17 protein-coding genes and 1 tRNA gene are annotated in these 12,345 nt (G+C 35.4%); 12 read left to right on the top strand and 6 right to left on the bottom strand.

Translation table 11 applies throughout. The features are described 5' to 3' along the window. The first annotated feature begins 142 nt into the window (after nt 1–142). Both ACTJIP_RS06445 and ACTJIP_RS06440 read left to right on the top strand, forming a co-directional pair. The gene (locus tag ACTJIP_RS06445; RefSeq protein ID WP_077415513.1) at nt 143–1,564 is read left to right on the top strand and encodes a sugar MFS transporter; all 1,422 of its coding nucleotides are present in this window, start codon (nt 143–145) and stop codon (nt 1,562–1,564) included. 121 nt (nt 1,565–1,685) lie between these two features. Beyond that, nucleotides 1,686–2,045: a DUF4260 domain-containing protein gene (locus ACTJIP_RS06440; RefSeq protein ID WP_077415515.1), complete on the top strand. Its 360-nt coding sequence runs from the start codon at nt 1,686–1,688 to the stop codon at nt 2,043–2,045. A gap of 359 nt (nt 2,046–2,404) precedes the next feature. Here ACTJIP_RS06440 and rpsO read toward each other — a convergent pair whose 3' ends face one another. Then, a complete protein-coding gene (gene rpsO / locus ACTJIP_RS06435) occupies nt 2,405–2,674 on the bottom strand; it encodes a 30S ribosomal protein S15 (RefSeq protein WP_034692246.1) in 270 nt (89 codons plus the stop codon). A gap of 173 nt (nt 2,675–2,847) precedes the next feature. On the opposite strand from rpsO, the gene ACTJIP_RS06430 reads away from it, so the two are divergent. From ACTJIP_RS06430 to ACTJIP_RS06395, 8 genes are all read left to right on the top strand, one after another. Then, complete coding sequence (locus ACTJIP_RS06430; protein WP_077415517.1) at nt 2,848–3,396, top strand: pyruvate decarboxylase; 549 nt, start codon at nt 2,848–2,850, stop codon at nt 3,394–3,396. A 226-nt stretch (nt 3,397–3,622) separates the two neighbouring features. Further along, complete coding sequence (locus ACTJIP_RS06425; protein ID WP_180565413.1) at nt 3,623–3,778, top strand: hypothetical protein; 156 nt, start codon at nt 3,623–3,625, stop codon at nt 3,776–3,778. Nucleotides 3,779–3,939: 161 nt separating this feature from the next. Next, nucleotides 3,940–4,080 carry a bacteriocin-like protein gene (locus ACTJIP_RS06420; protein WP_175627217.1) on the top strand — a complete coding sequence of 47 codons (141 nt, stop codon included), beginning with the start codon at nt 3,940–3,942 and terminating at the stop codon, nt 4,078–4,080. 40 nt (nt 4,081–4,120) lie between these two features. Next, nucleotides 4,121–4,267: a bacteriocin-like protein gene (locus ACTJIP_RS06415; protein ID WP_172625734.1), complete on the top strand. Its 147-nt coding sequence runs from the start codon at nt 4,121–4,123 to the stop codon at nt 4,265–4,267. Between the two features lie 146 nt (nt 4,268–4,413). Continuing rightward, a complete protein-coding gene (locus tag ACTJIP_RS06410; protein ID WP_156121080.1) occupies nt 4,414–4,563 on the top strand; it encodes a bacteriocin-like protein in 150 nt (49 codons plus the stop codon). Nucleotides 4,564–4,909: 346 nt separating this feature from the next. Beyond that, nucleotides 4,910–6,232 carry a magnesium transporter gene (mgtE, locus tag ACTJIP_RS06405; protein ID WP_077415519.1) on the top strand — a complete coding sequence of 441 codons (1,323 nt, stop codon included), beginning with the start codon at nt 4,910–4,912 and terminating at the stop codon, nt 6,230–6,232. 26 nt (nt 6,233–6,258) lie between these two features. Next, entirely contained in the window at nt 6,259–6,999 is a 741-nt protein-coding gene (locus ACTJIP_RS06400; RefSeq protein WP_077415521.1) for an ABC transporter substrate-binding protein, read from the top strand. 50 nt (nt 7,000–7,049) lie between these two features. Then, entirely contained in the window at nt 7,050–7,517 is a 468-nt protein-coding gene (locus ACTJIP_RS06395) for a cupin domain-containing protein (RefSeq protein WP_077415522.1), read from the top strand. 94 nt (nt 7,518–7,611) lie between these two features. On the opposite strand, the gene ACTJIP_RS06390 is transcribed toward ACTJIP_RS06395, so the two are convergent. Together ACTJIP_RS06390 and ACTJIP_RS06385 are read right to left on the bottom strand one after the other, a co-directional pair. Beyond that, nucleotides 7,612–8,061 (bottom strand): GAF domain-containing protein, encoded by a 450-nt coding sequence (locus ACTJIP_RS06390; protein WP_047381126.1) that lies wholly within the window; start codon nt 8,059–8,061, stop codon nt 7,612–7,614. A 13-nt stretch (nt 8,062–8,074) separates the two neighbouring features. Next, on the bottom strand, nt 8,075–9,502 hold the full coding sequence (locus tag ACTJIP_RS06385) for a nicotinate-nucleotide adenylyltransferase (protein ID WP_077415524.1): 1,428 nt from the start codon (nt 9,500–9,502) through the stop codon (nt 8,075–8,077). 54 nt (nt 9,503–9,556) lie between these two features. On the opposite strand from ACTJIP_RS06385, the gene ACTJIP_RS06380 reads away from it, so the two are divergent. Both ACTJIP_RS06380 and ACTJIP_RS06375 read left to right on the top strand, forming a co-directional pair. Further along, nucleotides 9,557–10,324, top strand: a complete 768-nt coding sequence (locus ACTJIP_RS06380) for an MBL fold metallo-hydrolase (RefSeq protein WP_440704263.1) — start codon at nt 9,557–9,559, stop codon at nt 10,322–10,324. Nucleotides 10,325–10,417: 93 nt separating this feature from the next. Then, a tRNA-Leu gene (locus ACTJIP_RS06375) sits at nt 10,418–10,497 on the top strand. Nucleotides 10,498–10,589: 92 nt separating this feature from the next. Here the strand turns inward: ACTJIP_RS06375 and ACTJIP_RS06370 are convergent. From ACTJIP_RS06370 to ACTJIP_RS06360, 3 genes are all read right to left on the bottom strand, one after another. Continuing rightward, a complete protein-coding gene (locus tag ACTJIP_RS06370) occupies nt 10,590–10,745 on the bottom strand; it encodes a hypothetical protein (protein WP_175627218.1) in 156 nt (51 codons plus the stop codon). Nucleotides 10,746–10,917: 172 nt separating this feature from the next. Continuing rightward, nucleotides 10,918–11,187 carry a heme oxygenase gene (locus ACTJIP_RS06365; RefSeq protein ID WP_077415898.1) on the bottom strand — a complete coding sequence of 90 codons (270 nt, stop codon included), beginning with the start codon at nt 11,185–11,187 and terminating at the stop codon, nt 10,918–10,920. Between the two features lie 507 nt (nt 11,188–11,694). Further along, a complete protein-coding gene (locus ACTJIP_RS06360; RefSeq protein WP_198424141.1) occupies nt 11,695–12,255 on the bottom strand; it encodes a helix-turn-helix domain-containing protein in 561 nt (186 codons plus the stop codon). Nucleotides 12,256–12,345 lie beyond the last annotated feature (90 nt).

Here is a 12,345-nt window from a genome sequence, read left to right as displayed (position 1 = left end):
GAAGTATACATTTCATTATAAAAACCATTAAAATTATTGCAGAAACATAGGTTGATCCCTATATTTGCCTTACTTCAAAAAATGCAATGCTGTAGGCAAAAAAAAGTTAAGGACTTATCCTTATACAGATAAATAAATGTTTATGATTAATAAAGAAGTACAATCGCAAAGCAGGAATTATACGGTTCCGTTGATTACCATCACCCTGTTGTTTTTTATGTGGGGATTCATCACCTGTATGAATGACATCCTGATCCCTTATCTGAAGCAACTTTTCAATCTTACCTTTTTCGAATCCATGCTGGTACAGTTCTGTTTTTTCGGGGCTTACTTTATCGGATCGCTGATTTATTTCCTGATCTCGATCACAAAAGGAGATCCTATCAATAAATTAGGGTACAAAAAAGGAATTCTGTTCGGAATTTTTCTGGCAGCTTTTGGCTGTGTCCTGTTTTATCCGGCAGCTACTTTCTCGTATTATCCATTGTTTTTGGGAGCTTTGTTTATTTTGGGACTTGGTTTTACGGTACTGCAGATTACTGCCAATGCGTATGTTTCGTTACTGGGGAGTGAAGAATCTGCTTCCAGCCGGCTGAATATGACACAGGCATTCAATGCATTCGGAACTACGATTGCTCCTGTGCTTGGAGGCCATCTTATTTTTGAATTTTTCTCTTCTCCGGATGGGTCATTCAGTGCGGTAGCAACGAGAATCCCTTACCTTATTTTCGCAGGAATTCTTTTATTGGTAGCTCTGTTGATTTCAAGAGTTAAACTTCCTTCATTCCAGATGGGTGAAGAAGAAGTGATAAAAGGCTGGGGAGCTCTTGAATTCAGCCACCTGAAATTCGGAGTATTTGCAATGTTCTGCTATGTAGGCGGAGAAGTTGCTGTAGGAAGTTTTATTATCAGTTTCCTTGAGCAGCCACAGATTATGGGATTTAATGAAATTATCAGCAAAAACTACCTTTCCCTGTATTGGGGCGGAGCCATGATCGGCCGTTTTCTTGGGGCTATTTCTTTGAACCAATCTTTAAGCCAGAGTAAAAAGGCTGTTTATATGCTTGGGGCAGCAGGAGCAGTTTTCCTTGTTATCTTTAGTATTGTGAACCTTACCTTCTCTCAGATCAGCTTTTTCCTTGTATTTATCGTTCTTAATTTCATTGCCTTTTTCGTGGGTAAATCGGCTCCGGCAAGAACATTATCCATCTTTGCAGCGATCAATGTTGTATTACTGATTTCTGCTATGGTCAATCATGGAGAACTGGCAATGTACAGTATTCTAGGAATCGGAATTTTCAACTCTATTATGTTCTCGAATATTTATACACTGGCAATCTCAGGACTGGGGAAATATACCAGCCAGGGATCTTCACTGGTTGTAATGGCTATTTTAGGTGGGGCTATAGTTCCTATTTTCCAGGGATATCTTGCAGATCAGTTTGGCGTACAGCATTCATTCATCATTCCTGTATTCTGTTATCTGGTTATTCTTATCTTCGGGGCTTACTGTACCAAGTATCTTGGTCATGTAGAGAATACCGAAGCTAAATCCGGTCATTAAAATCAATCATATCAAAATGTATAAGCGGAATATCTCAAAGGTGTTCCGCTTTCTTTTTTTGATCTTAAAATGTAACTTTTTGTAATAAACAGGAACTTATCTAATAGATTAACAATATGATATGAAAATACAATTAAAGCTTGAATACGCAGCATTTCTGTTATTAGGAATCTATGCTTTTGCCCTAACGGGATATTCATGGTGGTGGTTTGCAGGGCTATTTCTTGCTCCGGACATTTCAATGCTGGGGTATACGGTGAATACCAAAGTTGGAGCATTTTTCTATAATCTCTTCCATCACTTTGGAGTAGCGATCCTTGTTTATTTTGCCGGAACAGCTCTATCTCTACCCTATCTGCAAATGGCCGGAGCCATTTTATTTTCTCATTCAGCTTTTGACAGAATTATGGGCTATGGATTGAAGTATTCGGACAGTTTTCAGAATACGCATTTGGGGAAGATTGGAAAAGATAGCAATTAACCACCCCTTCAAAAATTCTTTGAATTTTCGCCACCCCTCCGGAGGATGGGAATTAGTGCACCTTCAGTTGTGCTATTGGCTTAAGTTGTCATCTTTTTTATGAATAATAAAAGCTGGATTCCTACGGAATGACAAATTGCATGAATACAACTCCATTTGAATTGTGTCATTCCGTAGGAATCTAAATACTCTTTATATCACATGAAAATCAAAGACTTTAAAAAAACTTAAGTGCTCTTCTCAAACATTTAATAGTTTCTAAAAAGCTTTGTCCCTTTTGTGGTTAAAGAGTCACAGTAATATAAAATAAAAAAGCAACCTCTTTCGAAGTTGCTTTTTATTTTGAAAATCTTTATAGATTATTTTCTTAAACCTAGTTCAGCAATAATTGCTCTATATCTTGCGATATCTTTGTTTTTAAGGTAATCTAGTAAACTTTTTCTCTTACCTACCAATTTCACTAGAGATCTCTCTGTGTTGAAATCATGACGGTTAGCCTTTAAGTGCTGAGATAAGTGGTTGATTCTGAAAGTGAAAAGAGCGATTTGTCCTTCAGCACTTCCTGTGTCTTGTGCAGATTTTCCGTGTTTTGCGAAAATTTCCTGCTTTTTGTCTGTTGTTAAGTACATTCCAATATTGTTTAATGATTATTATGTAACGGGTGCAAAATTACGACTATTTTTTGATTCTGCAAACATTATTGATTTCATAAATCAAATTTGATAGAAAAAAATGTTAAAAATTTCTTAATAAATTTTATGCAATCCAACGAAAAGGCAGTAATTTTGCATTCGAATTACAAATGAAAAAAATTATATTCTTTACGGCAATTACAACTTTTTTATTCATCGGCATTACTTCGGTAAAAGCTCAGAAAACGGCTGATGACAAAATAAAAAAAGTTCTGTACTTCAATCCTGAAGTAGAGCCTGATGTTGATGAGATAAAAGATCCCACCAACAATGCATTCTTTGACGCTGTTTCCGATAATTTCAGCAGCAGAAGAAATAAAATGCTCCGGGCGGAAGTTCAGGTTCCCTTTGACAGCATAGATAAACAGACCATCGCAGATTACTGCCTCAATAACGATGCTGATTTTGCGATTGTTTCCAAAGTACGGTATTTCAAAGTAGGCTTAGGAAAATATGTTTTCTCCAATCAGGTAGTTGTCAGCATGAAACTTTTTGGTTCTGACGGAAATCTTGTCACGGAAACAGACTATGATACTTACCGAAAAAATATGCGCCTGCTGGGTTCAACAGTAAACTCTGTTAAAATAGGAACCGAAGGAGCTATAAAAGGAATCATAAAAAAGCTGAGAAAGCTGAAGTCAACGGAAGCAGTGCTTTGAGTTTAAAGTTGGAATATAAGACCTTTGATAATCAATGGTCAATTTTGCTTCGCAAGTCAATCGTGAATTTTTACACTTCAGATCAATTAGCCGTATCAGAATAATTCATAATTCATAATTCATAATTCATAATTCTTTCATAGCCTTTATCCTGCAGAATGTCTACATGTATATCAATACTTTGAATGCTTTCATTAGTTTAGTTTGATCTTAAATCTAAATTATTATGAAAAATTTAAATTTAAAAAGACTGAACAGAAACAGTCAGAAAGAAATCTCAGGAAGTATCATACGTCTTCAGAAATGTCAATATTCTTTTGAATGTCCGGGTGGATCATGCTGTCACAGAGTATGTGTAGTGTATCCATGCCCTGAATTATAAATATTTTCATGTTAAATAAAGCACTTGTTCACGCCTATGAAACAGGTGCTTTTTAGTTTAAACACATCATAAATAACTGATTAACAATTAAATATTTTCACCAAATAAGGAATTATTAAATATTTTTTACTATTTTAGTTCAATATTAAAATCTAAACCCTATGAAAAATCTAAAGAAACTCAGTAGAGAAAAAGCAAAGCAAATCAATGGAGGATCTATTGAAAGATGCAGTGACAGTAACCCGTGTACTGTAGGATATTGCTGCTATGGCATTTGTTCACCGTTCATCTGTCTTGAATAGAATATAAAAAACTTAACTAACTCACATAAAATAAAATATCATGAAAAATCTAAAAAAACTCAGCAGACAAGTACAAAAGGAAATCAAAGGGAGCGGACCTTTCAAAAAATGTACAGAACATTACGAATGTCCGGGCGGTTCGTGCTGTCATAACATCTGTGTTGTGAATCCATGTCCCCTGGAATAATATATGATCATTACAGACACCTGCACTTGTAGGTGTTTTTTATTTAAAAATTAAACAAAATCTTGATTTATAGTAAAATATTTTCACCACCAAATGAATAATATGAAAATATTTACTATTTTAGTTTAACATTAAATCTAAACCATATGAAAAACTTAAAGAAACTCAGCAGACAAGCTGCTAAAGAGATCAACGGCGGCATCGGCCCCTTCAGATGCAGTATAACAAGACCATGTTCTGTGGGATATTGCTGTAACGGAGAATGTTGGGATCATGACTGTCCGATAGAGCCTTAATCTTACTATATTTGATTACCATGAAAAATTCAAATCTTAAGAAGCTCAACAGGCTGCAGCAAAAAAATATTAAAGGAAGCGGAATAAAAAAGTGTGGGGACAACTCAGATTGCGGCCCCTACCAGTGCTGTACAAATGCTGTCTGCACATACATCCCTACCTCGGAATGTGAACCAATTTAAAGAATATTGGAATTTAAATTTAATTTTTTAACATTCGCTTCGGCGGGTGTTTTTTTTTGGCCTTATACTGAAGTGATAAACTTTAATTAATCCTTAATTTTGCCACTTTATTGCTCAGTCTTAAAAATTTGAATTATTTTTGCATATCCAAAAAATTTCACGTTTTGAATTCTAGAGACGAACTTATCTTCAACCCTGCCGATATTGCCGAAACTCTCAGCGAACTTCCTGCTGATGAGAGACTGCTCGCGTTCCTGAAGGTTCCGAAAGAATACAAAGCAGAGGTTTTTTCACACCTTGATCCTGATTTTCAGGAAGATACCATCAGAAGTATCGGAAGCGATGAAGTTTCTGAGATCCTGAATGCAATGACTCCGGATGACAGAACTGCTCTTTTCGAGGATTTTCCGGATGAGCTTATCAAATATTCTATCAATCATCTTAACCCTCAGGAAAGAAGAATTGCTTTAAAACTTCTTGGATACAATTCAGACTCTATTGCCCGTCTGATGACGCCTTATTATATTCAGATCCGTAAGGAATGGACAGTAAAGAGATGTCTTCAGCAGATCAAAAAGGTAGGAAAAAGAGTGGAAACCATGAACTACCTGTATGTGGTGGATGAAAGAAACCGCCTGATTGATGACCTTGCTATCGGAACTTTGCTGTTGGAAGAGGAAGATACACTGGTTTCTGATATCACAGACAATCATTTCGTGGCGATTACCACTACAACTTCCAAAGAAGATGCAGTAACTTATTTTGAAAAGTATGACCGTGGTGCTCTTCCAATCATTACAGAAGCCGGTGTTCTGGTAGGAATTGTAACAATTGACGATATTCTCGATCAGATTGAACAGCAGAATACGGAAGATATTCAGAAATTCGGGGGATTGGAAGCATTGGATCTTCCTTACATCCAGACCTCCTGGACTGAAATGATCAAAAAAAGAGCAACCTGGCTGATCATTTTATTTGTTTCGGAAATGCTGACAGCTTCTGCAATGGGATATTTTGATAAAGAAATTGAAAAAGCTGTTGTTCTTGCTCTATTTGTTCCGTTGATTATTTCCAGTGGAGGAAACTCCGGATCGCAGGCAGCAACATTAATTATCCGTGCAATGGCGCTTCAGGAGATCAGTCTTAAAGACTGGTGGTATGTCATGAAAAAAGAAATTATCTCCGGATTATGTCTTGGGGCAATTTTGGGAGTTATAGGATTTATAAGAATCATGCTTTGGCAGCAGATTGGTCTTTTTGATTATGGTCAGTACTGGGCTTACGTTGGATTAAGTGTTTCAGTTTCATTAATTGCCATTGTGTTGTGGGGAACGCTATCCGGTTCTATGATCCCGTTTGTCTTAAAGAAATTAAACCTTGACCCAGCTACTTCTTCGGCTCCGTTTGTAGCAACATTGGTAGATGTGACGGGACTTATTATCTATTTTACCGTAGCCGGACTTTTCTTAACCGGAAAACTTTTGTAATTTTAGGCATCATCTAACATGCCAATATGAAAATCGTTTCACTTGTACCTTCAATTACTGAGGCTTTATTTGACCTTGGACTCACCGAAAATGAAGTTATCGGGAGAACAAAATTCTGCATTCATCCTCAGGATAAAATAAAAAATGTACCCATAATCGGTGGAACCAAGAATATCAATATCGAGAAAATAAAAGCATTACAGCCGGATCTTATTCTTGCCAATAAGGAAGAGAATGTAAAAGACCAGGTAGAAGCTTTAATGGATGACTTTAAAGTAACGGTGACGAATGTTGAAACGATTGAGGACAATTATTATCTGCTTAAAAATCTCGGACAACTTTTCGGAAAGGAAGAGAGAGCCCAGCTTTTTAATCTTAAAATATATGAAATACTAAATCAGGCCAAGCTGGAAACACCTCTGAAAGCGGCTTATCTTATCTGGAAGAATCCTTATATGACCATTGGTTCAGATACATTTATTCATAGGATTTTATCAGAAATTGGCTTTGAGAATATTTTCAAAGATAAAACCCGCTATCCTCAGATTACTACTGAAGATCTTGCAGATGCAGAGGTCATCATGCTTTCTTCCGAACCATTTCCCTTTAAAGAAAAACATATTGAAGAACTGCAGGCTTTTTACCCTGATAAAAAAATCATGATTGTAGATGGTGAAGCATTTTCCTGGTATGGAACTCATATTGCAAAATGTGAGAATTACTTTAAAGAATTATTGGCTGAAATTCACCTGATGCAGCAAAGCTAATTTTTTTGACCATTAACTTTAAACTCTAAAACATTAAACTTTAAACTCACATGTCTGATACATTTATATTATCTGAAGGAGCAGAATTTGATCACGTTATTCAGGAAGTTTCAAAATACATCAATCTTTATGTAATGGCTTTTGAAAAGAATGAACGAGCCATCACACAAATGGATAAACGTGAGAATATGTACGGTGGAAAAGGAACTGTATATATGCTACAGATGTTTGATCAGAAGGAATTAGCTAATAATCGCCTTGCAGCGTATATGGTTTTACTGAATAAAGGTGATGAATCCGGGTTTCATACGCACAACCAAAGAAATGAGCAGGAACTGTACGTGGTCATTCACGGAACCGGAGAATACCGTGAAAGAACCGGACTTGAGGGATCCATACGAAAGAAAGTTATTAAGAAAGGAGATATTACAGCCATCAGTTCTATAGGTTATCATTCTATTGAAAATACAGGAGACGGACCTTTAATCATGTTTGTCATTACCACTTATAATCCATAATTTCTGAATAATAAACTAGGAATTTCCGGTTATACTCATAAAAAACTCCAACTATAAAAGCCGGAGTCTATATTGTATTCGTATTGAAATTCTACTATAAAACCTTAGAAACTTCGTTACAAAGCCATTCTAATAATTCACGGTCTTCATTAGTGAAAGGGTCTACCTTATGAGAATCAATATCAATCTGGCCGATGTTTTTTCCGTCTTTAAAGATAGGAACTACAATTTCTGCTTTTGTATCAATAGAGCAGCTTAAATAATTGCTTTCTTCATTTACATCAGGAACTACAAATGTTTCATTGGAAACCGCAACCTGTCCGCAAATTCCTTTACCGTAAGGAATAATGGTATGATCTGTTGGTGCTCCTACATAAGGACCTAAAATCAATTCTTCCTTATCTCCGTTTTTGAAATAGAAACCCGTCCAGTTGAAATAAGAAATTTCCTGATCCAACAAGTGGCAAACTTTTTCAAGTTTTTCTTCTGTATTATGTTTAGGACTTTCAAGAATTGAGGAAAGTCTTTTCTTTAATTCTGACATTGTATATATTTTTTTAAGAGAATTGTTTTAGGGAAAGTTCTTCTTTATATCCGAACATTCCACGCTCTTTAATCATTTCTGCTACACCTTCCGGAACCTGGCTTTCCCAGCCTTTCACACAACATGCTATTTTTCTCAAAATTTCTCTTGAGTAGATTTCCAGAAACTCCGGATTATAGTTCGTAATATCTACAATACGATTGTTGTGTTTGAAATATTTATAGAGTTCTTTCAGGTTTTCTTCTACTTTCAGGTTTGAAGAATCCAGCAACTGGTGAGTTTCAGGATCTTTATATGGATAAAGATATACTCTCATTCCGTTTCTGAAAAATTTCCCGAATGCTTCAAGGATTCCTCCTGACATATCTTTATAGTATTTTTCATCAAATACCATCAAAAGGTTGTTTACTCCCATCGCTACACCAATATCTCCACTTGTATAAGATGCGAAATAATCGATCAGTCTGTAATATTCAGAGAAGTTTGAAATAATAACAGTATAGCCCAGTTTACCAAGAATATCTACTCTATCAAGGAAATCTCTTTCGTCAATATCTCCATCTGCTCTCAGATTGGAAATAGTGATTTCGATTAGAACTTCTGTTTCTTCATGGGTGCAGATAGCGTCTTTGAAAAACATATCCATCCCATTTTTAAGCATATCAATGTTTACTTTCGTTACCGGTCTGAAACTTCCTCTTACTGCGAAAATATTTTTTTTGTACAATACATCTGCCGGAAGCATATTACTGCCCTGAGAATTGAAAATCACCGCATCGGTCATTCCATTTTTCACCAGCTGAAGAGACATCAGTCTGTTATCAACATAGGCAAAAGCAGGTCCGCTGAAATCAATCATATCAATTTCCAGGTTGTCTTTTGCAACATCATCGTATAAAGATTCTACTAAAGTTCTTGGGTTGTCAAAGTAATTGAAAGCCCCGAAAATAAGATTTACCCCAAGATTCCCTAAGGTTTCCTGCTGAAGGGTAGCATCATTTTCTTTGAATTTTACGTGAATCACGATTTCATTGTAATCTTCATTTTCTTTGGTCTGAAAACGAATTCCTACCCAGCCATGGCCTTTTACAGTCTTGTCAAAATTGATGGTTGTTACCGTATTGGCATAAGAAAAAAATTTTCTATCAGGATTATTATCTCTTGAAATTCTTTCTTCAATCAAAGCTACTTCATATCGAAGCATTTTGCGAAGCCTGTTTTGGGTAACGTATCTATTTTTTACTTCCTTTCCGTAGATGGCATCACTAAAATCTTTGTCATACGCAGACATCGCTTTAGCAATCGTACCGGAAGCTCCTCCTGCTCTAAAAAAGTGGCGAACAGTCTCCTGCCCTGCTCCAATTTCTGCGAAAGTACCATAAATAGTAGGATCTAGATTAATTGTTAATGCTTTTTGTTTAGGAGTTAGTTTCTGATACATTAGGACATGAAATTTTTTGTAAATTTACCAAAATTAAACCAACCTCAAAACAAAATGAAGTTGAAATTTTTAGGAACCGGTACTTCTCAAGGTGTACCCGTTATAGGCTGTACATGTGAAGTGTGTACTTCTGAAAATACCAAAGACAAACGTTTACGTTCTTCCGTGATGGTGACTACGGAGGAAAATAAAAAAATATTGATCGACTGCGGTCCGGACTTCAGGCAGCAAATGCTTACCAACCAAGAACATACCGTAGATATTGCGTTGATTACTCATGAGCATAATGACCACGTAATCGGGCTTGATGATATGCGGCCATTGATTTTTAAGAGTGGAAAAGATGTTCCTCTCTACTGCTATTCAAGAGTCGCTCACGAAATTAAAAACAGGTTTCCTTACGCTTTTGCAGATGTAAGGTATCCCGGTGCGCCCGCTTTTGAACTTCATGAAATTGAAAACAAACCTTTTCACGTACTGGACACAGAAATCACTCCCGTAGAAGTGATCCACTATAAAATTACCGTATTTGGATACAAATTTAAAAACCTTGCCTACATTACAGATGCCGGATTCATTTCTGAAACAGAAAAGGAAAAGCTGAAGAATCTGGATGTCCTGATATTAAACTGTATCAGAAAATTTGACCCCCATCCTGCCCATTTTATTCTTCCGGACGTCATCAAACTGTTTGAAGAGCTAAAACCGAAAAAATTATTTTTAACACATATCAGCCATCATTTAGGGCTGCATAATATTGAAGACAAGCAGCTTCCAGCCGGAATACACCTTGCCTACGATGGTTTGGAACTCAGCTTTTAAAAATTTTTCTTCAAAAAGCTTTTGAACATTGAAAAAAGTTCCTATATTTGCACACCAATTTGAAACAAACATCATGTTTGAACTCAACATCAAGCCCAGGTGGCGGAATTGGTAGACGCGCTGGTCTCAAACACCAGTTCTTAGGAGTACCGGTTCGATCCCGGTCCTGGGTACAAGACCGGAGAAAGGTGATAATTCACTTTTTCTCCGGTTTTTTCATGCTCCTAAATTACTGTTTATCTGCAAGATATATGATAATAAAATATTAACCTCTAATTATTTGACTAATATCTCCGCCAAATTCAAATTTTTCAGGAAAAGTCGAATCCATTATTTTCCTTTTTGTTATACTATTTTCTTCTGTATAGAGTTTGGCAATATTTCCAATGCTCTCCATCGGCTGATCAATCAATTTAGACATATCAACTTTTTTCTCACATCTACTACACACAATCCCGAAATTACGCTTCTGCTATAGATACTGTTTCATTCATTGTAATGAGTGATATAATCAAGTAAACTTTGCTGAAAATTCATGGCATCTAATGTTTAATGTTAATCTAAAAAGCTTTTTACACTACTGAAGCTAATGTTCAGATAACGTCATAATCATTCATTGTTGTTACAAAATAATGCTCAATCATTTCCTTTGCATTTCCGCACATTGACAAAAGATTTTCTCTGGTCATATCTTCAAAAATAAAATCATCATGAACCTCAATAATGAACTCGGTCACTTTTTCGGTGTTCATTAGGTCATAGACCATTAAATCATTTAAATTATCTAATCTACATTCTTCCTTAAAAAAAGGAAGCTTTCGGGAAATGGAATTCTTAAACTGAAAAAGATGTATTGTTTTCATTATTTCTGGCATTAGGGTAATAATAAGAAAAGTCTGTTTATATATAAAAACGCTGTTTACTCATTAATATTCAAACAGATTTCTTTTTGTGGATTCAGTTGATGAAATTTATTGTACATCAATATGGTTAAAAAGGACAGAAACCATAGGTTCCTATCCTTAATTAATTAAAACCTTCTGAAAACAGATCTACTGTTTTATCGGGATTTTAATATGCTCATTATTAAAATTGAGAATCCTTAAGCCTATTAATTTTATCATGGTGTATAATTCGCTTTTCCTAGTCTTTATTTACTACTGCGATGTTATAAAATATCGGAGAACAGCATTTTGCATAATGAATATTTCCAACTGCGCACTATATTTTCCTGTCAAAAATTGTACTATTTATGATGATATAAACTTTAATGGATCTGATAAATTCCTGATTATTATGATACAAAGATGACTGTTTAAGAATATATTATACTGTATATATCCGGGATAATCTTACATATATCACACCTTTTATAAGTCTTCCAGGTTTCCAAGACGTCTTTGTTTCAACTGTTTATAAAATGAAGGGGAAAGACCTGTAATCTTTTTAAACTGGTTAGAGAGATGGGCCACACTACTGTAATTGAGTTTATAGGAGATTTCTGTAAGATTGAGTTCATCATACAACAATAATTCTTTCACCTTTTCTACTTTGTTAATAATGATAAAATGTTGCAGGGTCATTCCTTTCACTTCAGAAAAGGTGTTCGCAAGGTAGGTATAATCATATCCTAATTTTTCACTTATATAATCTGAGAAGTTTTCTTTTGGGAGTGCATCTGAATAATGAATCATTTCTATGACTACATTTTTTATTTTCTCTATCAGGATGCTTTTTTTGTCATCTAATATCTCAAGCCCTGTTTTAAGTAAGTTTTCTTTTAGAATTTGTCTTAGTTCAACGCTGATATCATCCAATAATTCTACAGTTCCCAAATCTACAATAGCATTTTTAATGCCCAGCCTTTCCAATTCCTGATGAACAACCATTTTGCAGCGCAAACTTACCATATATTTTATATACAACTTCATCCCCCCTTACTATTTATACTGCCAATCATTTCATTAACAGATATTTACTCAAAGTTACTCTATTAAATCGGAAATATCTATGATTTATAC

This window comes from Chryseobacterium sp. 22543 (assembly GCF_052044565.1).
Lineage (GTDB): Bacteria > Bacteroidota > Bacteroidia > Flavobacteriales > Weeksellaceae > Chryseobacterium.
Note: the sequence above shows the minus strand (reverse complement) of the source record. Positions and strands in the feature narration are given on the sequence as shown.